We start from the raw sequence: 23,180 nt of genomic DNA on the forward strand, positions 1-23,180 counted from the left end.
CGCCTCAACCGCCGCAGCGGCTCACGCAGCGGCTGCGGTTTTCGCCGCAGGTGAGCGCGGGCAAGCGGTTGCGACAGTAGTCGGCACTGGCCTGGCAGCGCTTGCGGAGGTCCGGGTTGTCGATGGTGTCGCAGCGGGTATCGCGCTGCGTCGCCACGCCGGCGCCGCAACGGTCGCTGCTGTCGACGCTCGAGGAACTGGTCATGCAGCTGTCGAAATGACGCTGGCACTGCTCCATGCATTGGTTGGCGGCGGTCACCTCGCGCAGGCCGGGCGGGTCGTAGCTGTCGCCGCCGCTGCTGCAGGCGCTGCACAGCAGCGCCAGTACGGTGACCAGAAGCATCCTTGGCATGTGTCGCTCCTTGTTGGATCCATCGCGAGGTTATCAAACGCCTCCGGCGCACGCAGTCGCCACCGGCTCAGCGCCAGTCGGTGATGCCTTCGCGGCGGTACACCTCGATGAAGGCCGGGCGCGCCTTGAGGCGGTCGGCGTAGGCCTTCAGCACCGGCCAGCGATCGCCCGGGGTGGGCATGTTGCGCGACCAGCGCAGCAGCATCACCAGCATGAAATCGACCACGCTCAGCTGGTCGCCCAGCACATACGGGCCAGCGCCCTGAAGGTGGTCGGCCAGGCGTTGCCACGCCGCTTCCAGGCGTTGCCGCGCATGCTGTCGGGTGGCCTCGCTGTTCTCCGCACCGGCCATTTCATCGGCGTAAAACCACGCGCGGTAGGCCGGCTGCACGGTGTTGGCACACCAGAACATCCAACGATACGCCTCGCCGCGTTGTGGGCTGCCCACCGGCGGCAGCAGGCCGGCCTGCGGGTGCAGGTCGGCCAGGTGCAGCGCGATCGCCGCCGCTTCGGTCAGCACCTGCCCATCCAGCACCAGGGTGGGCACCACGCCGGCGGGGTTCAGCGCCAGGTACGCGGCCGACTTCTGCTCGCGGGTGTCGAAGTCGAGCAGCACCAGCTCGTGCTCGATGCCCAGTTCGATCAACAACCAGTGCACCACCAGCGATGCGGTGCTGGAGGAGCCATACAAGGTGGTCGGCATGCGCGGCGCCTGTTGGGGGGACGCTGCCGATTATGCCCGCTGTGGCGGCCTACGATGGATACAGATCGGCCAGCGCCGGACGCCCCGCTGTGGCTGTCGGCGATGCGGCCACCGGCCTAGCATGCGACACCCCCTTGCGCACCGGAGCGCGGCATGCCCGACCTCTCCCACCTGCTCGCCTTCGGCCTGCTTTCGCTGGGCATGGTGCTCACCCCGGGCCCGAACATGCTCTACCTGGTATCGCGCTCGATCTGCCAGGGACGCGCGGCCGGGCTGGTGTCGCTGTCCGGGATCGCCGTCGGGTTCCTGGTGTACCTGCTGTGCGCCGCGCTCGGCATCACCGCGTTGTTGATGGCGGTGCCGCATGCCTACGATGTGCTGCGAATCGCCGGCGCGCTGTACCTGCTGTACCTGGCCTGGCAGGCGCTGCGGCCCGGTGGTCGCTCGCCGTTCGAACTGCGCGAACTGGCACGCGACAGCCCGCGCCGGCTGTTTTCGATGGGCCTGTTCACCGCCCTGCTCAACCCCAAGATCGCGGTGATGTACCTGTCGTTGCTGCCGCAGTTCATCCAGCCCCACGGGCACGGCAGCGTGATGGCGCAATCGGTGGCGCTGGGGCTGGTGCAGATTGCCACCAGCCTGGGCGTCAACGCGCTGATCGTGCTGGCTGCCGGCAGCATCGCCACGTTCCTGGCCGGGCGCCCTCGCTGGCAGACGCTGCAACGGGGGCTGATGGGCACGGTGCTGGGCGGGCTGGCGGTGCGGATGCTGGTGGACGCGCGACGCTGAGCGCGGGCCGACCCGCCGGCCGACGCGCCGGCCGATCCTGGCGCGATCCATCGCGCACACCGCGCCGCGCGACGCCGCCGGCATACGCAACCAGAAACGGCGCCCGAAGGCGCCGTTCTCTGCCATCGCGGTGCCGACTGACAGTCGGCCCCCAACGGGTCAGGCCACCACCACCGGGATCTTGCCGATGCGGGCCTGCCATTCGCGCGGGCCGGTGATGTGCACCGACTCGCCGGTGGAATCCACCGCCACGGTCACCGGCATGTCCTGCACGGTGAACTCGTAGATGGCCTCCATGCCCAGGTCGGCGAAGCCGACCACCTTGGCCGCCTTGATCGCCTTGGAAACGAGGTAGGCCGAGCCACCGACCGCCATCAGGTAGGCCGACTTGTTGTCACGGATCGCCTCGATCGCGGCCGGGCCGCGCTCGGCCTTGCCGACCATGCCCAGCAGGCCGGTCTGTTCCAGCACCTGGCGGGTGAACTTGTCCATGCGGGTGGCGGTGGTCGGGCCAGCCGGGCCCACCACTTCGTCGCGCACCGGATCGACCGGGCCCACGTAGTAGATGAAGCGGCCCTTGAGGTCGACCGGCAGCGGCTCGCCCTTGTCCAGCATTTCCACCATGCGCTTGTGCGCGGCATCGCGACCGGTCAGCAGCTTGCCGTTGAGCAGCAGGGTCTGGCCGGGCGTCCAGCTGGCGACGTCTTCCGGGGTGATCGTGTCCAGATCGACGCGGGTGCCCTTGGACGCGTCGTAGGTGATCTGCGGCCAGTCTTCCAGCGACGGCGGATCGAGCATCACCGGGCCGCTGCCATCCAGGGTGAAGTGTGCGTGGCGGGTGGCGGCGCAGTTGGGGATCATCGCCACCGGCAGGTTGGCCGCGTGGGTCGGGAAGTCCTTGACCTTGATGTCCAGCACGGTGGTCAGGCCGCCCAGGCCCTGCGCGCCGATGCCCAGCGCGTTGACCTTGTCGAACAGCTCCAGGCGCAGTTCTTCGGCGCGGTTGGAGGCGCCACGGGCCTTCAGTTCGTTGATGTCGATCGGCTCCATCAGCGACTCTTTGGCCAGCAGCATCGCCTTCTCGGCGGTGCCGCCGATGCCGATCCCGAGCATGCCCGGCGGGCACCAGCCAGCGCCCATGGTCGGCACGGTCTTGAGCACCCAGTCCACGATCGAGTCGGACGGATTGAGCATGGCGAACTTGCTCTTGGCTTCCGAGCCGCCGCCCTTGGCCGCCACGATGACCTCGACGTGGTCGCCCGGCACCACCTTGACGTTGACCACGCCCGGCGTGTTGTCCCTGGTATTGGTGCGCTTGCCCGCCGGATCGGCCAGCACCGAGGCGCGCAGCTTGTTGTCCGGATGGTTGTAGGCGCGGCGCACGCCTTCGTTGGCCATGTCTTCCACGCCCATGGTGGCGTCGTCCCAGCGGACGTTCATGCCGATTTCCAGGAACACGGTGACGATACCGGTGTCCTGGCAGATCGGGCGGTGGCCTTCGGCACACATCCGCGAGTTGATCAGGATCTGGGCCATTGCCTCCTTGGCAGCCGGCGACTCCTCGCGCTCATAGGCGGCGGAGAGGCTCTTGATGTAATCGACCGGGTGGTAGTACGAGATGTACTGCAGCGCGTCGGCGATGGACTGGATGAGGTCTTCCTGCTTGATCGATGTCACGACTTGCTCGCTTGCTGGAGGCTGGCGGGGATTCAGCCCATCATTTTACCCCCCTCGCGCCGCCAAGGGGCATCGGTCGTGGGGCGACACCCGGCATCGCCACGGCGCGCCGTCTGCGGCACAGTGGTCCCAGCCCCGTCACAACCGCGCCCCCGGCGGCGTCCTCCCGGCATGACCCCGACCGATACCTTCCAGACCCACCGCCCCCGCCTGTTCGCCTTGGCCTACCGCCTGCTGGGCAGCCGCAGCGACGCCGAGGACATCGTCCAGGACGCCTGGCTGCGCTGGCAGGGCGCCGACACCGCCGCCATCCGCGACCCGGAGGGCTGGCTGGTGACCGCCACCACCCGGCTGGGGCTGGACCGGCTGCGCGCCATGCGCAACGCCAGGGTCCAGTACGTGGGCCCGTGGCTGCCCGAACCGCTGGAGATCGCGCTGGATCCGGATCCGCTGCACGACCCGGCCCAGCGGCACGCCCTGGCCGATGAGGTGTCGGTGGCCTTCTTGGCCCTGCTCGAACAACTGAAGCCGGACGAGCGCGCCGCGTTCCTGCTCAAGGACGTGTTCGACTACGACTACCCCGAGATCGCCCCGCTGCTGGAGCACAGCCCGGCCAACTGCCGCCAGCTGGTGCATCGCGCGCGCCAGCGCCTGCAGGCCGGCAAACCACGCTTCGACGTCTCGCCGGCGCAGCACCGCGACCTGCTCACCCGTTTCATGGAGGCCTCCCAGCGCGGCGACCAGGCCGCGATCCTGTCGCTGCTGCACGCCAACGCCGAGATGGTGTCCGACGGCGGCGGACGGGTCACCGCGGCGATCCGCCCCCTGCTCGGCGCCGAGCGCATCGCGCAGCTGTACTGGGCCATCGCGCGGCGCAACGGCGCGCACCCGGCCCGGATCGGCTACGTCAACGGCGAGCCCGCGATCCTGCGCTTCCAGGGGGCGCACCTGCACTCGATCACCCTGGTCAGCATCGACGGTGAGCGGATCGCGCAGGTATTGAGCGTGCTCAATCCGGAAAAACTGACCGCACTTGTCACAGCGGGTGATGCAGGCGCGTCCTCCTGATGAAGGCGGCCAGCGTGGCCGTCATGGAGTCCGTGATGTCCACCTCGCCCCGCGTTCCGTATTTCCGTCTGGCCAACGAGGCCATCAAAGGCCTGCTCGCCACCAGCAAGGCCGTGCATGACAGCTCGATCGACCCAACGCTGATGGAGCTGGTGTTCCTGCGCGTCTCGCAGATCAACGGCTGTGGCTACTGCATGGACATGCACGGCACGGCCCTGCGCAAGGGCGGCATCGAGCCGCGCAAGCTGGATACGCTGCCGGCGTGGCACGAGAGCCGTTTCTTCGACGCGCGCGAACGCGCGGCGCTGGGCTGGGCCGAGGCGCTGACCCGCTTGCCCGATGGGGCGCCGTCCGATGCGGCGTTCGATGCGCTGGCGCCCCATTTCGATGAAAAGGGCATCAGCGACCTCAGCGTGGGGGTGGCGGTAATCAATGCGTGGAACCGGCTGGGTGCCGGGCTGCTGCCGCCGCTGCCGTAGGGTACGCGCCATCGCATGCGCGCTGCCGCGCCCACGCGGTGCTGCGCAAAACGTGCGCCCCTCTTGCCGCTAGCCACACCCCCGCCGCTTCGCGGCCGCCCCCTGACGCAGGGGGCGCTTCTCCAGGCTTATCCCATCCGTTGACATGCCCCAAGGCAGAATGGCGGCCATGCCCGCCTCCCCCGCCGCCGGCGCTGCCGGCCAGAAGAATCCCAGCCTGCGCGAACGCTTCCAGGCGATGCGCAACCTGCCCCCGTTCCTGCGCCAGGTCTGGCAGACCAGTCCCTGGCTGGCATCCGCGAGCCTGGGACTGCGCCTGATCCGCGCCCTGCTGCCGGTGGCGATGCTCTACGTCGGCAAGCTCATCATCGATGCCGCCCTGCACCTGAGCCAGCACGAGGCCGGCTTCCCGCCGTTCGGCGAGGCGCTGTCCAGCGGCCTGCTCAATCCGCTGCTGGGCCTGCTGGCGCTGGAGTTCGGCCTGGCGATCGGCTCGGACCTGCTCGGCCGGATGGTCAACTACGCCGACACGCTGCTCTCCGAGCTGTTCACCAACGTCACCAGCGTGCGGCTGATGGAGCACGCCGCCGAACTGGACCTGGAAGATTTCGAAGATCCCGACCTGCAGGACAAGCTGGACCGTGCGCGGCGCCAGACCATGGGCCGGATGAACCTGATGAGCCAGCTCTTCGGCCAGGTGCAGGACAGCATCACCGTGGCCAGCCTGGCGGTGGGCCTGCTGGTGTACGCACCGTGGCTGATCCTGCTGCTGGCGGTGGCGCTGGTGCCGGCCTTCATCGGCGAATCGCACTTCAACGCGGCCGGCTACTCGCTCAACTTCCAGTGGACGCCCGAGCGCCGCCAGCTCGACTACCTGCGCCAGATCGGCGCCAGCGTGGAAACCGCCAAGGAGGTGAAGATCTTCAACCTCCACCGCTTCCTGATCGAGCGTTACAAATTCCTGGCGGACAAGTTCTTCCACGCCAACCGCGCACTGGCGCGCAAGCGCGCGTTCTGGGGCACCCTGCTGGCCGCGCTGGGCACGCTGGGGTATTACACGGCCTACGCGTACATCGCCTGGCGCACCGTGCGCGGCGACTTCTCGATCGGCGACCTCACCTTCCTGGCCGGCAGCTTCCTGCGCCTGCGCCAGTTGCTGGAAGGCCTGCTGATCGGCTTCTCGCAGGTGGCCGGGCAGGCGCTGTACCTGGACGACCTGTTCTCGTTCTTCCAGATCCAGCCGGAAATCCACTCGCGCACCGATGCGGTGGCGATCCCGCAGCCGATCCGGCAGGGCTTCGTGTTCGAGGACGTGGGCTTCCGCTACCCGGATGCGGAGCGCTGGGCGGTGCGCCACCTGGACTTCGAGCTGCGCGCCGGCGAGGTACTGGCGCTGGTCGGCGAGAACGGCGCCGGCAAGACCACCCTGGTGAAGCTGCTGGCACGCCTGTACGACCCCGACGAAGGCCGCATCCTGCTCGACGGCCGCGACCTGCGCGATTACGACCTGGACGACCTGCGCGCCAACATGGGGGTGATCTTCCAGGACTTCGTGCGCTACAACCTGAGCGCCGGCGAGAACATCGGGGTGGGCCTGGTCGAGGCGATGACCGACGACGCGCGCATCCGCGATGCCGCCCGCCGCGGCATGGCCGACGAGGTCATCAACGCCCTGCCCCACGGCTACGAGCAGCTCATCGGCCGGCGCTTCAAGCAGGGCGTGGACCTGTCCGGCGGGCAGTGGCAGAAGATCGCCATCGCCCGAGCCTACATGCGCGATGCACAGGTGATGATCCTGGACGAGCCCACCGCGGCGCTGGATGCGCGCAGCGAGTTCGAGGTATTCCAGCGCTTCAAGGAACTGTCCGAACAGCGCACCGCCGTGCTCATCTCGCACCGGTTCTCCTCGGTGCGCATGGCCGACCGCATCCTGGTGCTGGCCGACGGCCGGATCGAGGCCAGCGGCACCCATGCCGAACTGATGACCCAGGGCGGCCGCTACGCCGAATTGTTCGAGCTGCAGGCCGCCGGTTACCGTTGAAACCCCCATTCCACCTGCCTTTCCGGCCAGTCAATGAGAATTTATCTCATTTGAGATAAACTGGGCCCGACAACACAGATCAGACCCCACCCCCATGTCTTCCGCTTTCGGCGCCGAAACGGTGCTTGAGGTCCGTCACTGGACCGACGCCTACTTCAGCTTCACCACGACCCGCGACAGCGGCTTCCGCTTCGAGAACGGCCAGTTCGTGATGATCGGCCTGGAAACCGAGGCGCGTCCGCTGCTGCGTGCGTACTCCATCGCCAGTGCCAACTGGGAGGAGAACCTGGAGTTCTTCAGCATCAAGGTCCAGGACGGCCCGCTGACCTCGCGCCTGCAGCACATCAAGCCGGGCGACAAGGTGCTGGTCGGCAAGAAGCCCACCGGCACCCTGCTGATCAGCGACCTGCACCCGGGCAAGCACCTGTACCTGCTGGGCACCGGCACCGGCCTGGCGCCGTGGCTGTCGGTGATCAAGGACCCGCAAACCTACGAGCGTTTCGACAAGGTGATCCTCACCCACGGCGTGCGCTACGAAAAGGACCTCGCCTACCGCGACCTGTTCGAGAAGGAACTGCGCGAGCACGAATTCCTCGGCGAGATGATCGGCGACAAGCTGCTGTACTACCCGGCCGTCACCCGTGAAGCCTTCCCCAACCAGGGCCGGCTGACCTCGCTGATGGAAAGCGGGGAAATGCAGAAGACCCTCGGCCTGCCGCCGCTGGACCCGGAAAACGATCGCGCCATGATCTGCGGCAGCCCGCAGATGCTGGCCGACCTGCGCACCGTGCTGGACAGCCGCGGCTTCCAGACCTCCCCGCGCATCGGTACCCCGGGCCATTACGTGTTCGAGCGCGCGTTCGTCGAGAAGTAAGCGCGTGGCGCACCGGTAGAGCCACGCCATGCGTGGCTGCCGCCGTCCACGGGACCGCCGACCGCTGCCCGGGTCCCCCGCCAACCCGCCAGGCCCCCGTTCGGCTATATTCCGCGTCAGCCCGGCACCGGCCGGGCCTGACCTGGAACCGCGCCCGATGATCAGGAAGATCCGCCCCGCCCTCGCCTGCGTGCTGCTTGCCGTGGGCCTGGCCGCCCACGATGCCGCGCCCACCAATCCATCCCCGAAAGCCGGCGACATCCCGCCGCAGATCCTCGGCAAGGACCGCGAGGGCAACGTCGTCGACCTGGCCAGCCAGCGCGGCAAGATCGTCATCGTCACCTTCTGGGCGTCCTGGTGTGGCCCGTGCCGCAAGGAGCTGCCGATCCTGGGCCACCTGCAGAAGGTGATCGGGCATGACGCGCTGCAGGTGTATGCGGTGAATCTCAAGGAACCGCGCAACGATTTCGCCGCCATCGCCCGCAGCCGCACCGCCCCGCCGCTGGACTACATCCACGACGCCAAGGGCGTGGTCAGCGACGAATACGGCATCCAGGCGATCCCGCACATGTTCATCATCGGCCACGACGGCCGCATCGCGCGCGTGCATCGCGGCTACTCCGAACAGAGCCTGCCCGAGATCGTCCAGGACATCCTGGCGCTGCTGCCCGAGGACGTGCGCAACCGGCAGGCCGGCGGCTGATACGCGTCCCGCCGCACCGCGCCCTGCGTCGATGGGCGCGCGGCGATCATTGATGCGAGCGGCCGGCCAACGACCGGCATTACCCGGCCAGCGCGGCCTCGATGTCGCCGCGCAGTGATTCGGGCTTGTCGGTCGGGGCGTAGCGCTGCAGTACCTGGCCGTCGCGGCCGATCAGGAACTTGCTGAAGTTCCACTTGATCCCGCGCGTGCCGAGCACCCCGGATTTTTCCGCCTTCAACCATTGCCACAGCGGATGGGCACCCTCGCCGTTGACCTCGACCTTCTCCGACAGCGGGAAGTCCACCGCGTAGGTCAACGAACAGAACGCGCGGATCTCCTCGGCATCGCCCGGTTCCTGGTGGCCGAACTGATCGCAGGGGAAGCCGATCACCACCAGCCCGCGCGGCCCGAATTCCCGCCACAGCGCTTCCAGTCCTTCGTACTGCGGGGTAAACCCGCACTTGCTGGCCACATTCACCAGCAACAGGACCTGGCCCTGATACTGCTCCAGCGCCTGCGGTTCGCCGGCGAGGTCAACGAAGGAAAAATCGAAGGCAGTAGTCATGGGGTCGGCTCAGGCGGTAGACGGGCATCTTAGCGCCGCCGGGCGTCGGGGCGGGTCAACGGCCGCCGACCGGATCCCGCCGCGTGGGCAACATGCCTTTCGACACAAGCCCGCCGCCGTCGCCCCGGGTTACCCTCGGGCACTTGTCTGACCGGAGAATTCCTCTTGACCACCCGTCTTGCCCTTGCCGTCGCCGTGACCCTCGGCCTTGCCCTGCCCGCCTATTCCGCCGTTGCCGCCGCCCCCGCCGCCGCGGCCGCCCAGCAGGCCAACCCGTTCTTCGCCGACAGCCCGCTGCCGCTGCACTACCCGCAGTTCGACAAGATCAAGGACAGCGACTTCGCCCCGGCCTTCGACGCCGGCATGGCGCAGCAGCTGAAGGAAGTGGACGCGATCGCCAACAACAAGGCCAAGCCGACCTTCGACAACACCCTCATCGCCCTGGAAAAGAGCGGTGACACCCTGGACCGCGCCACCACCGTGTTCTTCAGCCTGGTCGGCGCCGACACCAACGACGCGCGCAAGAAGCTGCAGGCCGACTACTCGGCCAAGTTCGCCGCGCACAGCGATGCCATCGCCCTCAACGGCAAGCTGTTCGCCCGCATCCAGGCCCTGTACGACACCCGCACCCAGCTCGGCCTCGACGCCGAAGGCGTGCGCCTGGTCGAGAAGTACTACGACAGCTACGTCCGCTCGGGCGCCAAGCTCAACGAAGCCGACAAGACCAAGCTCAAGGCGATGAACGCCGAGCTGGCCAACCTGGGCACCAAGTTCAGCCAGAACGTGCAGAACGAAGTGAACGCCTCGGCCGTGGTCGTGGACGACGTCAAGCAGCTCGACGGCCTGTCCGACGAGCAGATCGCCGCTGCCGCCGAAGCCGCCAAGGCCCGCAAGCTGGACGGCAAGTACGTCATCGCGCTGCTCAACACCACCGGCCAGCCGCCGCTGACCAACCTGCGCAACCGCGACCTGCGCAAGAAGATCTACGACGCCTCGATCACCCGCGGCAGCCGCGGTGGTGAGTTCGACAACACCGCGCTGGTCTCGCGCATCATGCAGCTGCGCGCCGACAAGGCCAAGCTGATGGGCTTTGCCAACTTCGCCGCCTACAACCTGACCAACCAGACCGCCAAGACCCCCGAAGCGGTCAACGCCATGCTCGGCCAGCTCGCCCCGGCCGCCGTCGCCAACGCCAAGCGCGAAGCGGCCGACCTGCAGGCCATGATCGACAAGGAACAGAAGGCCGCCGGCAAGCCGACCTTCCAGCTCGAAGCGTGGGACTGGGCCTTCTACAGCGAGAAGGTGCGCCAGGCCAAGTACAACTTCGACGAATCCCAGCTCAAGCCGTACTTCGAGCTGAAGAACGTGCTGGAAAACGGCGTGTTCTTCGCCGCCAACCAGGAATACGGCCTGACCTTCAAGCAGCGCACCGACCTGCCGGTCTACCACGAGGACGTCACCGTCTATGACGTGTTCGACGCCGACGGCAGCCAGCTGGCGATCTTCATCTTCGACCCCTACGCACGCGCCTCCAAGCGCGGCGGTGCGTGGATGAACTCGTATGTGTCCCAGTCCGAGTTGACCGGCTTCAAGCCGGTGGTGGCCAACCACCTCAACATCCCCAAGCCGCCGGCCGGCCAGCCCTCGCTGCTGACCTGGGATGAAGTGACCACCACCTTCCACGAGTTCGGCCACGCCCTGCACGGCATGTTCTCCAACGTGAAGTACCCGTACTTCTCGGGCACCGCCGTGCCGCGCGACTTCGTCGAGTTCCCCTCGCAGGTCAATGAAATGTGGTCGGACAACCCGGCCATCCTGAAGAACTACGCCAAGCACTACCAGAACGGCACCGCCATGCCGCAGGCGCTGCTGGACAAGGTGATCGCCGCGGCCAAGTTCAACCAGGGCTTTGCCACCACCGAGTATCTCGGTGCCGCCATGCTGGACCAGCGCTGGCACCAGATCGGTCCGGACCAGGTCCCGGCCGCAAAGGACGTGATGGCCTTCGAGCGCGCCGCGCTGGAGAAGGACGGCATCTACTACGCGCCGGTTCCGCCGCGCTACAAGACCCCGTACTTCAGCCACATCATGGGCGGCTACTCGGCCGGCTACTACGCCTACATCTGGTCCGAAGTGCTGGATGCCAACACCCAGAAGTGGTTCCGCGAGAACGGCGGCCTGAGCCGCAAGAACGGCGACCATTTCCGCCAGACCCTGCTGTCCAAGGGCGGCAGCGTGGATGCGATGGAGCTGTTCCGCACCTTCGCCGGGCATGAGCCGCAGATCGAACCGCTGCTGGAGAAGCGTGGTTTGACCGGTGGTGATGGCAAGAAATAAGCGTTCGATTCAACGACGCGTGTAAACAGGACCGCCCGGCATTGCCGGGCGGTTTTTTGTTGACGATCACGTGAGAGGATCCCGCCCCCCGCCCCATTTGACAAGTGCAATATGTACAATCCAGCCCGACAGGTGCCAAATCCAGCGCTCGGCCCTAGCTGCCCTGGCTCATGGGATGGGCCCGGGCAGCAGATTCGAAACTGGCAGAATCGGCTTAAGAAGCTGATTGAAAAAGCACTTGTGAATAATTGCCACCTGCCTTTCGGGGTCTTTGATGCGGCATATGGTGGGCTGCCGGGCATGCCGCGAGGATATTGAGTTGCTTCATGATATTGATGAGACTGATGACGTCATCTTCTTGCTCTCAACCGACTGGTTCTCGACCTGGATCGTTTCCTTGGGGCAATGGAGTGGCGGACAGGCTTCAATAGAGCAGACGAAAAATGTCGCTAGGCGCGCCGCATCGGGCATTCTTTCGGAAGCCGATGACTACTATTTCGTGGATCTTTCGCCGACCAGAAAGGCGGCGACCTTTGATCGGTTCGTCAAGGAGCTGAGGCCGAGCTTGAATGAACGAGAGTCGCGGGATTTTCGTACGCTGGTGAGTTCGTTAACCGGCCATTCGCTGCTCTCCCGGGAGCAGAGGTGGGCGCTCAAGGCGGTTCTGATTCGTGAGATGGCCTGCGGTTTCGGGGCTGACGCTCACGCTGCATTGGGCGAGGGAGTGGTACTCGCGGTGATCAAAACTCTGGAGCTGCTCGGTGTCGGTGAGATTCCATTCCAGCCTGAAAGCAGGTGGGACGTGGAGCTCGATGGCAAATTTGGTGGTCTTGCTGGAAGGCTCGAGGACTACGCGAGTTCTGCCTATGCCCCCAATGTGCTCTTGCAGGAAGTGGCACGCGCCACTTGTCGTCTACAGTACGGCCCGTTTGACGTTGAGCTGCTCGCTGATTGGTGGGCGGGTGAAACTCAGGAGCTCTCAATGTATGTCGATCCGCGCTCGCTCACCATCCTGTTGTCTGAGTGTAGTGAGCTGGGTGGAGACTCGTAGACACCCCTCTGGTTTCCGATGTTAGTGGTGTCGAGTTGTACGCGGAGTCCCAGCAGGTCCAGTTTGAAGGCCAATGCTCAATCACAAGGGCTCAATCACAAGGAGATTTGACGTGAAGAAGTCTTTTCCGAAGAACGGATTATCGGCTTCCTGCGCGAAGCCGAGGCTCGTATATCAATCAATGGCCTATGCCGCCAGCACGGCTTCAGCGAGGCCTTGTATTACCTTTGACGCAGCAAGTTCGGCGGCATGAGCGTGCCCTACGCCAAGCGGCTCAAGTACCTGGACGCTGAAAGAATGTGTCTGAGGAAGCTACTCGCGGAACAGGTTGTCGAGAACGGCGTCATCAAGTACGCGTTGCGAAAAAATGGTGACCGTACCGGCGCGCAGGCTGCTGGTGCTGGGCGTGGCGTGGCGTTCGCGGTCGGGAGCAGCCACCCATGGGGTGGTTCTACCGGTTGACGGGGTTCTCAGTCGCGCGTGCAGTTGGCGGGGCAGTAAATCGTGGGGGGAGGCGGATTAATGCATGAGGGAAGCGAACTGCCTCGGCCACCGAGTTGACCTGTGAATGCACCCTCTACGCGATGGAGAGATCGTGATGTCAACCAAACCGAAGCGTGGCGTCCTTGTCCGCCTGACCCACGAGCACGGCCGGATGTTCATTCGGCTTGATGATCTTCAGGAAGGACAATCCCAGCCTGCGGCATGGCATCAACGCGAAATCGTGACGCTGAAGGAAGTCGATGCAGCGCAGTTTGGCCGGTTGGCGTTTGATGATCAGGAACTGGCGGACCTTGGCTACTACATCCTGTCGAGGCTCTATGCCTTCAAAGCCATGAATGACGGGCCGTGACAAGGCGTCATCACGCGCGGCTCGGCGACGCCGGGCCGCGCGTGATGGCCCTTTTTGTTGATCGGGGTATTCGCGTTCCGCCGCAAAAGGGCCGCGCCCGCCTCAGCCCCCCGCCGCCATCGCCTGCTCGCAATACGCGCGCAGCGCCGGCGTCATCTTCATCGTCTTGCCGCCTTCCAGCGCCTCGGTGTAGATCACATCCATGTCCACCTTGGACATGTCCGGGTCCTGCTCCAGCAGGTGGCTTTCCAGCGTGTCCAGTGCATCACGCACCACCTGGTCCCAGTCGTCGCCAAACTCGCCGCGGCAGGCCACGGCCTTGGCGACCGATTCCTGCAGCATCGCGGTGGCATCGCGCGTCTGTGCCGATGCAATGGGAGTCAGGGCGAGGGCAAGCAGGCTGCCGGCAAGAAGCATCTTGATGCGGTGAAGGGTCATATCCGTTCCTTGGGGTGTAGAAGCTGGCGTCATCATGCCTTTCCCTCTGCCGTCGCGCTAGATAAGCGCCGAAGGTGGCGTGCCGGCAACGTGCGCACGCAAAAAAGGCCGCCGGGTTTCCCCGGCGGCCTCCATTCAAAACGAGGCGCTGGAGCCAACGCTTACTTCCAATGGGCTTGTGGATCAAAGTACGCTTCCCACGTGCACGGCAATGCCGACAGCGCGCAGGCTTGGGTGAACGCCGTCTTCGCGAGTGCCGGCTCGCTCAGGTTGATCAACGCCCCCCCCACGTTGAAATATGCATTTCTGTCCCGGCTGCCCAACGCCAGCGCCCGGCGCAGCGGCGCAAGCGCTTGCTCGTGCTGACCCCGATCGAGGCTTCTTCACGTCCAATCTCCTTTTGATTGAGGATTGGACTCCAAACCGCTTCGCTACTCGATCTCGGGGGGACGTCGCCACCAAAAATCACAGTACATATTCTCGATCAATACCCGCCGTCCAGAGCCGCACTCGACTGCACGAACGATGCCGTAGTCGATATATCCGTAGTGCATCCAGTCAAAGAAATCCAAGAACTCAAGCCTGGGAAGATCTGCAGCAGCAACCAGCTCAACCTTGCTCCAGTACGTGTTTCCTTCGAGCCCTGCACTAGCCAACTGGACCGGCACCTCTGGGAACCCGAGCTTGGGCTTCACAAAAAGCCCGCTAATGGCGGATCGCCGGTAATGATCTGCCGCTGCACTTCCATCGAGCACCATACTCTGCAGCAGCGCCCGCTCAATTTCGCGAAAAGAGTCTTCGACAGCTATGTCGACGACGCCTTCGCCAGGCATCAGGTACGAATTCCAGATATGTCGACTTGCCTCTCTAAATCTCTGCATCTGCGAGTTGACGTTCTTCATGCTAGTTCCCTGGAGACCGCCGCTCGGTCGATCTGGATAGCACATGCAGGACATTGGATCCTGATTGTAGTTGATCGTATGCCAGTAGCCGTTTGCGTGGCCATGCCCAGGCCTGTTCACGTACCACCGCCCCCCGGAGGACATGGCTTGCAGTCCCCTTCACAATTTCTTCCGGGATTGACCGGCTTCAGGACTGCCGGATCGCTCTTTGCGCGAGACTCTTGAGTCGAGCCAAAAGCGCCGGTGAGCAGACCACCCAGAAGGAATCTATTGAATCCATTCGGAATGGTCGCGACGTAACCCCAGCTTGAGTAGCGGGGGATTTAGCGTCCGGTGCCGACGTTATCCCTTCTTCGCCGCCAACTGCGCGGCGTACCGGGTAGTGTCAGCCCGCCAAGCGATCGCTTGGGTCTTTCTCCGTTGGAATCGCGCCACCAGCTTTCAATGCTGGTATGGGCATGACGCAATGTCGGGAACCAGTGCCCGTTGAGGCATTCGTTGAGACCCCAACCACACGACCTGCTGGGCCGGGGCCGAGCCACTCGCCGCCCTTGCCCGTCAGGTGCAGCGTCTTGTCGGTTATCAGCCATCCAGGAAATACTGCAACAACGGAACGAAGCCCATAGCGAGAAGCATCATGACGAACGCAGCCAGCGAGCAAAGGTGAATGGACGCAACAATAGCGATCGGACTTCTAAATCTCCGCTCCCTAATGATGGCAACGCACCCGAAGAATGCGTCGCGCATTTCCATTGAGTCCCGCGATGGCAGGGCCGGGAGAGCAGCAAGCTGCTCTTCACCGGATGTTCTGTCGCGCTCTCGCTTGGCCATGACTATCGCACAGGTTCGACTAAGCACGTTAACTACCATGCAGTAGAACATGTACGGAACCAGTTCATACATTGCTTCTAGAAACCACGCCCGTAATTGATGACCTGAGGATGCCCATCAAACATTGAGATACCTTTTGGATGGGCGTAGAAGGAAGCGTCGACGCCGCTTTGCCCAGCCCACGAAAGCTCAGATCGCGCAGATCCGAGCATCAAGTCTGAGCAGCTTGCCCCGCCGCCAAGCGAGAGACCGCCACCGTAAAGGACAGGAGGGCCAATCAGATGTTCGGGGTTCACGTCCGCCGCGCCATCCTCAAGCACCACCCTTGAAATTGTATATGTAACTGGAGCACCACAACCGGCACCGAACCAGTAGACATCCAAGTCAACGATACCCCCTTTTCCGTTAACGCACTCCGATTCCAAGTGGAAATTGTACTTGGCTCCTGCAAAACCCCAGTTGCCACGAGCAATTCCATGCGCAACCAAGCAGGCTCCAGCGCCATACAGAGACATCCCGCTGCGGATCGATCAATGCACGCGGCGACCCGAGATGGTCGGACTCGATATGGAGCACCTTACCTGCCTGAATCAGTCCGACAGGCCGGGAACCTGGCCATACGACCTGCTGTTCCGGGGCACCGTTTGCACCATACCGGCCGAACCACTCGCCTCCCTCACCATGCAGGTACGGCGTCTTTTCAGTACCCACCTGCTGCAACACGCGCTGGCCTGCCGCGTTGTGTCGGTAATTGGCCTGCGCGGAGCCTTCGGGCGCCAGCCCAAATCGTAGCTGAGGTCCAGCCGGCGGCCTTCGCCGCAAGAACTCCCGCGTGCGACCACAGTGTGGATCTGAACTGCGCCCAACACCTCGGTTCTGCCGTACATCGCAAGGCTGCGGCTGGAGCTACAGCAGAGGCGTCATTCAGTGCGATAGAACCGGACTTTTTGGCCGTTCCACGACGCTATTGGCAAAGGCACAATTCGCCGCCACGCTGGATACATCTACGCCCAATTCAGCAGATCTCGTACCTCTCGTATGCCACCTGAATGCAGCCGTTCGCAAGATAGAGATATCCATGGCCACGCGCAGATGGAACCCAAGAGACAAAATTGCCAAATTTGGCATGCGATTCAAGGGACATCAAACCCAGGATTGCGGAGAGCGAGCCGACCCCTTCTATTCGAAGAACTCCCGGCGTCCTTTGCCTGTCACCGCTTGAAGCGTAGTACGCCATCTCTATTTCGACCAAACGGGATGACAAGTCAATGCAGATGCGGTGAAGCAAGGCATCGTGCAGATCATCCCTCTCGAACATTTCATCATTCATACATTACCAATCCCAGATGAATTCGCGCGCTCACCGTCTCTTGGTTAGAGACATCAATCCTTGTGCGACTTCCGGCGACAGTGCGTCGCGCCACACGTGGGCCAAGACACCCACAAAAGCCCTCTTCTCCGACATGTACGATTCAATAGCGTTCAGTGCAAATTGGCCATGCAAGCTCAACAGCGTTTCCACAGGGCCAGCCCCCAGATTTTCCAGCACCCAAGGGTCGGAGCTAAATTCAAATATCTCTACAACCACTCTCCATGCCTGTTCAGGATCCTCAATACACATCATATTGAGCTGAATGGCAGACCATTGGGAATCGCTTTGTAGAGCGGAATCATCAGTGGCGCCCTGCAAGGCAACCCAAGCACTTGCCAAAGCATGGCGGTTCAAAAATTCCATCAAAAACTACCTCGGTGCAGGCTGAGTCGGGACTGGCTTCGTTGCCCACTCCCAAGCGTCGGAAGGATAACCTTTGCAGTTCATCGCGTCTGCCACCTCAAGGTACCCGCGAAGATGCACCTGCCAAGATCGGAACTGTTGCTGCTGCCCGCCCATGACATCTTTCCGGTTGGCCGAGCAGTGAACAGGTCCATGCCATCCTGGCGCATATCCCCGATACCTTTTCTTCATGACTGCCAGGATGGTCCTGATCGTCGCATGGATTTTTTCACAGATATCCTGCAAGGGGCAGTCATCATGAGTCTTTGCGCCATCTCTCGCCAGCGATGCCGGAGCTGCAACACCGGCTGCACCGAAGCCGGATGAGGACGTTCCAGCGCTTCCAGATGAACCAATTCCCGCGGCTGCGCAGCCCAGAACATTCTCGGGACGGGCGCACATCGAGAGCGTGCTCAGCCCTGACGGATCCAAATTGATGATTGGATTGGAGCCTGCGTATCGCAGTTTTCGGCGTGTGCAGGGAGACGCGCTGGCGATCGCTGCCAAGGTCATTGCAGTTTGGGAGGATTGGCTTCGCCCAGCCACGCATGGCGTGGCTCTACGCGGAGACGCGTGGGAGACGGCCCGTGGCTCTTGCCTTACCGCGGTGCGATGTACCCGCCCGGGACGCCGTTGGGCGACAGCACCAGCTGCCATAGCTGCGCGTGCCGGCAGCGGAAACTGGCCATCGACGCGGCCAGGTAGAACCGCCACATGCGCTTGAAGCGCGCGTCGTAGCGATTTGGGTCGAGGTCGCCCCAGGCCTGTTCGATGTTCAATCGCCACGCCTGCAGCGTGCGGTCGTAGTCCGGGCCGAAGCTGTGCCAATCCTCCAGCACGAACAGGCCTTCGTACGCGGTGGTGATCTGCACCGCAGAGGGCAGCATCGAGTTGGGGAAGATGTAGCGGGCGATCCACGGGTCGGTGCGGTGCCGGGAAATGTTGCCGCCGATCGAATGCAGCAGGAACAGGCCGTGCGGATGCAGGCAGCGCCGCGCCATCTCGAAATAGCCGCGGTAGTTCTTGTCGCCGACATGCTCGAACATGCCGACCGAGAAAATCGCGTCGAAGGTTTCTTCGACGTCGTGGTAATCCTGCAGGCGGATCTCGATGGGCAGGCCAGTGCACAACTGGCGTGCGTAGTCGGCCTGCTCCTGCGAGATGGTGATGCCCACGCCGGACACGCCATAACGCTCGGCGGCGAACTTCAGCGCCTCGCCCCAGCCGCAGCCGATATCCAGCACGTGCTGGCCCGGGCGCAGGCCGAGTTTGCGGCAGATCAGGTCGAGCTTGGCCTCCTGCGCCGCGTCCAGGTCCACCGCGTCGCGCCAGTAGCCACAGCTGTAGACCAGGCGCTGGCCGAGCATGGCCTGGTAGAGGTCGTTGCCGAGGTCGTAGTGGCGCCGGCCGACCTCGAAACTGCCGCTGCCGGCCTGCAGGTTGAACAGACGCGCCTTGAGCCCGTCGGCCAGTTCGCGCCAGCCGTGCACGCGCTCGTCGAGATGGGCCAGCATCAGCTGGTGCAGGAAGCCGTCCAGCGAGGCGGCATCCCACTGGCCGTCCATGTAGCTTTCGCCCAGGCCGAGCGAGCCCTGGGCGATGACTCGCGCATAGAAACGCGGATCGTGTACGTGGATGTCGTGGGGCTGGTCACCGTCGACGGTGATGCCGGCCTCGTGCAGCAACAGCGTTACTCGTCGTTGCAGTCCCGCGTCCACACCGCCTCCGTCGATCAGCCCTGGGCGAACAACCCCGCGTAGGCCGTGCCGACATGCGGTGCCAGCACGCTGGCCGGGACATCCACGGTCTGCGTGCCATCCGAGTACGGCCCGACCTGGTACGGCGGGAACACGAAGCGTACCGCGCTGATCTTGCCGTCGGTACCGGTCAGCGGCTGGAACTGGCTGAAGTTGTCCGCGCTGGGCTCGGTGCCGTCGGCGATCATCCGGCTGGCACTGCGCAGCGATTCCTGCAACTGGCCCGGGTCCATGTCCTCGCTGCTCAGGCGGGTAGCCACGCGCTCGCGCAGCTGGTCGGCGATGTAATCGCTGACCGCCTTCCAGCCCTTGGCGTCGGCCACCAGCTTGTCGGCGGTGAGCATCTGCTGCTGCTCGGGCAACCAGACGAAACGGGCCACCAGCGGCTCGCCGTGGGCGCCGCCGGTATACCGGCTGCCGTCGGCGCTGACCACCACCAACTGCGGGGTTTCCAGCACCTTCTCGAAGCTCAGCGACAACTCATACGGCATGCTCGGCTTGTCGTTGCCCAGGCCGTCGACGGCCTGCTGCAGTTCGCCGCGGGCGGCGCTGGCATAGTCGGCCAGGGCCTTGGCCAACCCCGGGTAGCGCGCGAGGTCGGTCGGGTAGCTGATCCCGACCACGGCCTGCGGCGTGTTCTCGATGACATCGCGCAGCTCCACCGGCGCCGCCGGGGTGGCCGCGGTGTCGATGTCGGCCGGCTGCGCCGCGCTGGTAGCGGCGGCAGGTGCGGCGGTGGTGTCGCCTTCGTCGCGCTTGCACCCTGCCAGCAGCACCACGCCCACGGCCATAGCCAGGGCGCTGGCGCGCAGCGCGCGACGGTTTACTACGCTGTTCATTGCAATCCCCTTGTTGAAACCGGTCATCATGATCGTTCGTCCCTGAAGCATCGCCGGCCGCATTCATCCGGCCAGCAAATCATCGTATTCCGTGTGCCGCTGCATGAACGCCTCGGCGTACGCACAGGCCGGCACCACTTTGTATTTGTGTTCGCGCGCATAGCGCAGGGCCACCTTGGTCAACTCCCCGGCGATGCCCCGCCCGCCGATGGGCTCGGGTACCTCGGTATGGGTGATGACCATCCGCTTCCGCTTGATCTGGTAATCCAGCAGCGCCAGGTGCCCTTGGATGCGGGCCTGGAACCGGTGGTTGGCCAGATCGTGCTCCACCTCGTACGCCAATCCGGGCGGGGTGACCGAAGCCATGGGCGATGTCTCCTGCGGCGACTGACGCGATAGTGCGCAGCATGGCGCCATGATCGCGTGAAGCCTGAACAGGGGCAAGCAGCGACGCTGCGCGTCACATCCGGCCCTAAAGCTACGGCGATTCAAGCCGATATCGGTAACGGACAGGGCGTGAAAGCTGGCACGAGTTTTGCGACACCTGCCTGCCCGAATCTGCTTTACAAGGAGGTCCACATGGACAACGCAACCGCCTCCCCGGCCCCGGCCGACGCCGACAGCTCGTTGCTTGAAGGCCTGTTCCAGCTGGCCGTCAACGGCCAGACCCAAGGCTGGGAGTTCGACCAGATCGACAGCGAAGTGTATGCCCGCCTGCTGAGCGCCTACGGCGCGGAAGGCAAGAAAGCGGCGTAACGCGTCGTTTTGCAGTGGCACGACCGCCGGTCGTGCCCTGCCCCGGGGGCGGCCGAGGGGCCGTCCGGACTGCGTCACGGCCAGCGGTCGTGGCCTGCCGTGGGTTGCCGGTGAACCCGGTCCCGGTGGGTGGCGACCGTTGGTCGGCACCCGATGGCCCCGCTCACCCCAGCGGACGGAAGCTCGGGTTGCTCAGCTCGCGCAGGAAGTGATCGAAGATCGCCGGGCGCATCGCCAACATGAAGATCACCCCGAACGCGGCCCCGGCCAGGTGCGCGCTGTGGTTGATGCGGTCGCCACCGCGCTTGTCCATCCAGATGCTGTAGCCGACGTAGAACGCGGCATACACGATCGCCGGCGCCGGGATGAAGAACACGAAGATCACGCTCCACGGACTGAGCAGGATGAAGGCGAACAGCACCGCCGATACCGCCCCCGACGCACCCAGGCTGAGGTAGTTGGGATTCTTCTGGTTCTTCAGGTAGCTGGGCAGGATCGACACCACCAGCGCGCCGAGATAGAACGCCGGATAGGTGAAGTAACTGCCGGTCAGGGCCAGCATCAGCGATTCGATCTGGCCGCCGAAGAAGAACAGCGTGATCATGTTGAATGCCAGGTGCGGCAGGTCGGCGTGGATGAACCCGTAGGTCACCAACCGGTCGTACTGGCGATGGCGGTCGATCGCCGGCGGCCACAGGATCAGGCGGTCGCCGAGGGCGCGGTTCTTGAACGCCATCCACGACACGATGACGGTGATGGCGATCAGCAGCAGGTTGACGGGGGTCATGTCAGGGCTCAGGCCGTACGGTAGTTGTCGACCATACGATAGCGCCTGGCATACCAACCGAAGGCCAACGCCGCCACGAAGGCGAACCCGGCGAAGAAGAACATCAGGAACGCCGCCTCACTCAGGCCGGTACTGGCGATCTTGTGGGTCACCGTGTCGTTGCGCACCGCCGCGTTGGACAGCAGCACCCACAGGTTGCCGATGGTGGTGGTCAGGTTCCAGAAGCTCATCACCACGCCCTTCATGGCCTGCGGGGCCTGGCTGTAGGCAAACTCCAGGCCGGTGGCCGAGACCAGCACCTCGCCGAAGGTCAGCAGCGCGTAGGGCAACATCTGCCAGAAGATGGACATGACGTTGCCGCCGTCCATCATCACCTGGATGCCACCGACCACGATCCAGGCCAGGCCGCTGAAGGCGATACCGGCGGTCATCCGGCGCAGCGCGGTGGGCTCGAAACCGAAGCGGCGCAGCGCCGGGTACAGCACCAGGTTGTTGAACGGGATAAGCAGCATCACCAGCAGCGGGTTGAGCGCCTGCATCTGCGAGGCGGTGAACCAGCTCGGCATGGCCATCTGCTGGCCCTGCAGCACCCAGGTGGAAGCTTTCTGGTCGAACAGCGAGAAGAACGGCGTGGTCAGGGCGAAGATCACCAGCACGCGCAGCACCGAGCGCACGCCCTCGACCGCCTCGGCCGGGTGCACGGCGCGGGCGCGATCAAGCTGGATCCAGGTGCCACCGCCGATACCGGCCAACAGCAGCACCAGCGCGATGCACAGGCAGATCACGATGCCGAGGCTGCCGACCAAGCCCATCGAGGCCACCGCCAGCACCGCACCGAGGATGGCCAGGGTACGGCCAGGGCGGCCCTTGCCCGGCACCTGCGCCGACAGTGCGGTGCGCACCACATTGCCGAACGAATGCGGGTCCTTCGGCGGCAGCGGCACCAGCACGTAACGCTTGCGGCCCAGCCAGAACACGAAGGTGGCCACGAACATCAGGATGCCGGGGATGCCGAACGCCCACTGCGGGCCCAGGTTCTTCAGGGCCAGCGGGATCAGCAGGGAGGCGAACAACGAGCCGAAGTTGATGATCCAGTAGAACGCGTCGAACACGACCTTGGCCAGGTGCTTGTTGCTCTGGTCGAACTGGTCACCCATGAACGAAGCCACCAGCGGCTTGATGCCACCGGCACCGAGCGCGATCAGGCCCAGGCCCAGGAAAAAGCCCTGGCGGCTGTCTTCGAACACGGCCAGGCAGGCGTGGCCGGCGCAGTAGATCAGGCTGAACCAGAGGATGGTGTGGTACTTGCCGAAGAACTTGTCGGCCAGCCAGCCACCGAGCAGCGGGAAGAAATACACGCCGATCATGAAGCTGTGCATGATGTCCTTGGCCTCGCCGGCACGGCCTTCGGCGGTGATCTCCTGCAGCAGCAGCGAGGTGATCAGGAACTGCACCAGGATGTTGCGCATCCCATAGAAACTGAACCGCTCGCAGGCCTCGTTGCCAATGATGTACGGAATCTGGCGCGGCATCTTTCCCTTGCCTGCGCTGGCGGCTGCGATCGTGCTCATCCTATGGGGCTGTCCTGCAAATACGAAAGGATG

23 protein-coding genes and 2 pseudogenes are annotated in these 23,180 nt (G+C 64.4%); 11 read left to right on the top strand and 14 right to left on the bottom strand.

Features of this window, described 5'->3' with window-relative positions:
• Positions 1-4: 4 nt before the first annotated feature.
• Together M2421_RS03600 and M2421_RS03605 are read right to left on the bottom strand one after the other, a co-directional pair.
• Positions 5-352: a hypothetical protein gene (locus tag M2421_RS03600; RefSeq protein ID WP_259203309.1), complete on the bottom strand. Its 348-nt coding sequence runs from the start codon at positions 350-352 to the stop codon at positions 5-7.
• A gap of 67 nt (positions 353-419) precedes the next feature.
• Positions 420-1,055 carry a glutathione S-transferase family protein gene (locus tag M2421_RS03605; protein WP_259203310.1) on the bottom strand — a complete coding sequence of 212 codons (636 nt, stop codon included), beginning with the start codon at positions 1,053-1,055 and terminating at the stop codon, positions 420-422.
• A 153-nt stretch (positions 1,056-1,208) separates the two neighbouring features.
• Here M2421_RS03605 and M2421_RS03610 point away from each other — a divergent pair, with 153 nt between their 5' ends.
• Entirely contained in the window at positions 1,209-1,844 is a 636-nt protein-coding gene (locus M2421_RS03610) for a LysE family translocator (protein ID WP_259203311.1), read from the top strand.
• Between the two features lie 159 nt (positions 1,845-2,003).
• Here M2421_RS03610 and M2421_RS03615 read toward each other — a convergent pair whose 3' ends face one another.
• Positions 2,004-3,521 (bottom strand): fumarate hydratase, encoded by a 1,518-nt coding sequence (locus tag M2421_RS03615; RefSeq protein ID WP_259203312.1) that lies wholly within the window; start codon positions 3,519-3,521, stop codon positions 2,004-2,006.
• Positions 3,522-3,692: 171 nt separating this feature from the next.
• Between M2421_RS03615 and M2421_RS03620 the strand changes: the two genes are divergently transcribed.
• The 5 genes from M2421_RS03620 to M2421_RS03640 all read left to right on the top strand — a co-directional run bounded on the left by M2421_RS03620 (position 3,693) and on the right by M2421_RS03640 (position 8,686).
• Entirely contained in the window at positions 3,693-4,589 is an 897-nt protein-coding gene (locus tag M2421_RS03620; RefSeq protein ID WP_259203314.1) for an RNA polymerase sigma-70 factor, read from the top strand.
• Between the two features lie 35 nt (positions 4,590-4,624).
• Complete coding sequence (locus M2421_RS03625) at positions 4,625-5,068, top strand: carboxymuconolactone decarboxylase family protein (RefSeq protein ID WP_256775565.1); 444 nt, start codon at positions 4,625-4,627, stop codon at positions 5,066-5,068.
• 169 nt (positions 5,069-5,237) lie between these two features.
• Positions 5,238-7,109 carry an ABC transporter ATP-binding protein gene (locus tag M2421_RS03630; protein WP_259203317.1) on the top strand — a complete coding sequence of 624 codons (1,872 nt, stop codon included), beginning with the start codon at positions 5,238-5,240 and terminating at the stop codon, positions 7,107-7,109.
• A gap of 94 nt (positions 7,110-7,203) precedes the next feature.
• A complete protein-coding gene (locus M2421_RS03635) occupies positions 7,204-7,983 on the top strand; it encodes a ferredoxin--NADP reductase (protein ID WP_259203318.1) in 780 nt (259 codons plus the stop codon).
• 157 nt (positions 7,984-8,140) lie between these two features.
• On the top strand, positions 8,141-8,686 hold the full coding sequence (locus tag M2421_RS03640; protein ID WP_259203320.1) for a TlpA disulfide reductase family protein: 546 nt from the start codon (positions 8,141-8,143) through the stop codon (positions 8,684-8,686).
• Between the two features lie 79 nt (positions 8,687-8,765).
• On the opposite strand, the gene M2421_RS03645 is transcribed toward M2421_RS03640, so the two are convergent.
• A complete protein-coding gene (locus M2421_RS03645; protein WP_259203322.1) occupies positions 8,766-9,251 on the bottom strand; it encodes a glutathione peroxidase in 486 nt (161 codons plus the stop codon).
• Positions 9,252-9,416: 165 nt separating this feature from the next.
• Here M2421_RS03645 and M2421_RS03650 point away from each other — a divergent pair, with 165 nt between their 5' ends.
• The 4 genes and pseudogenes from M2421_RS03650 to M2421_RS03665 all read left to right on the top strand — a co-directional run bounded on the left by M2421_RS03650 (position 9,417) and on the right by M2421_RS03665 (position 13,492).
• Positions 9,417-11,588: a M3 family metallopeptidase gene (locus M2421_RS03650; protein ID WP_259203323.1), complete on the top strand. Its 2,172-nt coding sequence runs from the start codon at positions 9,417-9,419 to the stop codon at positions 11,586-11,588.
• 319 nt (positions 11,589-11,907) lie between these two features.
• Entirely contained in the window at positions 11,908-12,639 is a 732-nt protein-coding gene (locus M2421_RS03655) for a hypothetical protein (RefSeq protein WP_259203325.1), read from the top strand.
• Positions 12,640-12,777: 138 nt separating this feature from the next.
• Positions 12,778-13,039 (top strand): annotated as a pseudogene (locus M2421_RS03660) (transposase); the annotation flags it as partial.
• Positions 13,040-13,237: 198 nt separating this feature from the next.
• Positions 13,238-13,492, top strand: coding sequence for a hypothetical protein (locus M2421_RS03665; RefSeq protein WP_259203327.1), 255 nt, complete (start codon positions 13,238-13,240; stop codon positions 13,490-13,492).
• A gap of 102 nt (positions 13,493-13,594) precedes the next feature.
• Here M2421_RS03665 and M2421_RS03670 read toward each other — a convergent pair whose 3' ends face one another.
• The 8 genes and pseudogenes from M2421_RS03670 to M2421_RS03705 all read right to left on the bottom strand — a co-directional run bounded on the left by M2421_RS03670 (position 13,595) and on the right by M2421_RS03705 (position 20,399).
• Entirely contained in the window at positions 13,595-13,930 is a 336-nt protein-coding gene (locus M2421_RS03670) for a hypothetical protein (protein WP_259203330.1), read from the bottom strand.
• Positions 13,931-14,361: 431 nt separating this feature from the next.
• Complete coding sequence (locus M2421_RS03675) at positions 14,362-14,832, bottom strand: hypothetical protein (RefSeq protein ID WP_259203331.1); 471 nt, start codon at positions 14,830-14,832, stop codon at positions 14,362-14,364.
• Between the two features lie 342 nt (positions 14,833-15,174).
• Positions 15,175-15,332: pseudogene (locus M2421_RS03680) on the bottom strand (integrase core domain-containing protein); the annotation flags it as partial.
• A 1,346-nt stretch (positions 15,333-16,678) separates the two neighbouring features.
• The gene (locus tag M2421_RS03685) at positions 16,679-16,993 is read right to left on the bottom strand and encodes a hypothetical protein (protein WP_259203332.1); all 315 of its coding nucleotides are present in this window, start codon (positions 16,991-16,993) and stop codon (positions 16,679-16,681) included.
• 30 nt (positions 16,994-17,023) lie between these two features.
• The gene (locus M2421_RS03690; RefSeq protein WP_259203333.1) at positions 17,024-17,398 is read right to left on the bottom strand and encodes a DUF6869 domain-containing protein; all 375 of its coding nucleotides are present in this window, start codon (positions 17,396-17,398) and stop codon (positions 17,024-17,026) included.
• Positions 17,399-18,036: 638 nt separating this feature from the next.
• A complete protein-coding gene (gene cfa, locus M2421_RS03695; RefSeq protein WP_259203334.1) occupies positions 18,037-19,155 on the bottom strand; it encodes a cyclopropane fatty acyl phospholipid synthase in 1,119 nt (372 codons plus the stop codon).
• Between the two features lie 14 nt (positions 19,156-19,169).
• Complete coding sequence (locus M2421_RS03700; RefSeq protein WP_259203335.1) at positions 19,170-20,033, bottom strand: DUF3298 and DUF4163 domain-containing protein; 864 nt, start codon at positions 20,031-20,033, stop codon at positions 19,170-19,172.
• A 63-nt stretch (positions 20,034-20,096) separates the two neighbouring features.
• Positions 20,097-20,399, bottom strand: coding sequence for a GNAT family N-acetyltransferase (locus M2421_RS03705; RefSeq protein ID WP_259203336.1), 303 nt, complete (start codon positions 20,397-20,399; stop codon positions 20,097-20,099).
• Between the two features lie 213 nt (positions 20,400-20,612).
• On the opposite strand from M2421_RS03705, the gene M2421_RS03710 reads away from it, so the two are divergent.
• Positions 20,613-20,789, top strand: a complete 177-nt coding sequence (locus tag M2421_RS03710) for a hypothetical protein (RefSeq protein ID WP_259203337.1) — start codon at positions 20,613-20,615, stop codon at positions 20,787-20,789.
• A gap of 163 nt (positions 20,790-20,952) precedes the next feature.
• Here M2421_RS03710 and M2421_RS03715 read toward each other — a convergent pair whose 3' ends face one another.
• Complete coding sequence (locus tag M2421_RS03715) at positions 20,953-21,576, bottom strand: rhomboid family intramembrane serine protease (protein WP_259203338.1); 624 nt, start codon at positions 21,574-21,576, stop codon at positions 20,953-20,955.
• Positions 21,577-21,584: 8 nt separating this feature from the next.
• A complete protein-coding gene (locus tag M2421_RS03720) occupies positions 21,585-23,147 on the bottom strand; it encodes an oligopeptide:H+ symporter (RefSeq protein WP_259203341.1) in 1,563 nt (520 codons plus the stop codon).
• Positions 23,148-23,180 lie beyond the last annotated feature (33 nt).

The sequence above is a fragment of the Stenotrophomonas sp. BIGb0135 genome (assembly GCF_024810105.1).
In the GTDB taxonomy this organism is placed as follows: Bacteria; Pseudomonadota; Gammaproteobacteria; order Xanthomonadales; family Xanthomonadaceae; genus Stenotrophomonas; species Stenotrophomonas maltophilia_AB.

What these genes read in the sequence shown, in the direction of transcription:
- M2421_RS03600 (WP_259203309.1), bottom strand. Translation starts at nt 352, where the DNA reads ATGCCAAGGATGCTTCTGGTCACCGTACTGGCGCTGCTGTGCAGCGCC.
- M2421_RS03605 (WP_259203310.1), bottom strand. Translation starts at nt 1,055, where the DNA reads ATGCCGACCACCTTGTATGGCTCCTCCAGCACCGCATCGCTGGTGGTG.
- M2421_RS03610 (WP_259203311.1), top strand. Translation starts at nt 1,209, where the DNA reads ATGCCCGACCTCTCCCACCTGCTCGCCTTCGGCCTGCTTTCGCTGGGC.
- M2421_RS03620 (WP_259203314.1), top strand. Translation starts at nt 3,693, where the DNA reads ATGACCCCGACCGATACCTTCCAGACCCACCGCCCCCGCCTGTTCGCC.
- M2421_RS03625 (WP_256775565.1), top strand. Translation starts at nt 4,625, where the DNA reads ATGTCCACCTCGCCCCGCGTTCCGTATTTCCGTCTGGCCAACGAGGCC.
- M2421_RS03630 (WP_259203317.1), top strand. Translation starts at nt 5,238, where the DNA reads ATGCCCGCCTCCCCCGCCGCCGGCGCTGCCGGCCAGAAGAATCCCAGC.
- M2421_RS03635 (WP_259203318.1), top strand. Translation starts at nt 7,204, where the DNA reads ATGTCTTCCGCTTTCGGCGCCGAAACGGTGCTTGAGGTCCGTCACTGG.
- M2421_RS03640 (WP_259203320.1), top strand. Translation starts at nt 8,141, where the DNA reads ATGATCAGGAAGATCCGCCCCGCCCTCGCCTGCGTGCTGCTTGCCGTG.
- M2421_RS03645 (WP_259203322.1), bottom strand. Translation starts at nt 9,251, where the DNA reads ATGACTACTGCCTTCGATTTTTCCTTCGTTGACCTCGCCGGCGAACCG.
- M2421_RS03665 (WP_259203327.1), top strand. Translation starts at nt 13,238, where the DNA reads ATGTCAACCAAACCGAAGCGTGGCGTCCTTGTCCGCCTGACCCACGAG.
- M2421_RS03670 (WP_259203330.1), bottom strand. Translation starts at nt 13,930, where the DNA reads ATGACCCTTCACCGCATCAAGATGCTTCTTGCCGGCAGCCTGCTTGCC.
- M2421_RS03675 (WP_259203331.1), bottom strand. Translation starts at nt 14,832, where the DNA reads ATGAAGAACGTCAACTCGCAGATGCAGAGATTTAGAGAGGCAAGTCGA.
- M2421_RS03685 (WP_259203332.1), bottom strand. Translation starts at nt 16,993, where the DNA reads ATGAATGATGAAATGTTCGAGAGGGATGATCTGCACGATGCCTTGCTT.
- M2421_RS03690 (WP_259203333.1), bottom strand. Translation starts at nt 17,398, where the DNA reads ATGGAATTTTTGAACCGCCATGCTTTGGCAAGTGCTTGGGTTGCCTTG.
- M2421_RS03700 (WP_259203335.1), bottom strand. Translation starts at nt 20,033, where the DNA reads ATGAACAGCGTAGTAAACCGTCGCGCGCTGCGCGCCAGCGCCCTGGCT.
- M2421_RS03705 (WP_259203336.1), bottom strand. Translation starts at nt 20,399, where the DNA reads ATGGCTTCGGTCACCCCGCCCGGATTGGCGTACGAGGTGGAGCACGAT.
- M2421_RS03710 (WP_259203337.1), top strand. Translation starts at nt 20,613, where the DNA reads ATGGACAACGCAACCGCCTCCCCGGCCCCGGCCGACGCCGACAGCTCG.
- M2421_RS03715 (WP_259203338.1), bottom strand. Translation starts at nt 21,576, where the DNA reads ATGACCCCCGTCAACCTGCTGCTGATCGCCATCACCGTCATCGTGTCG.
- M2421_RS03720 (WP_259203341.1), bottom strand. Translation starts at nt 23,147, where the DNA reads ATGAGCACGATCGCAGCCGCCAGCGCAGGCAAGGGAAAGATGCCGCGC.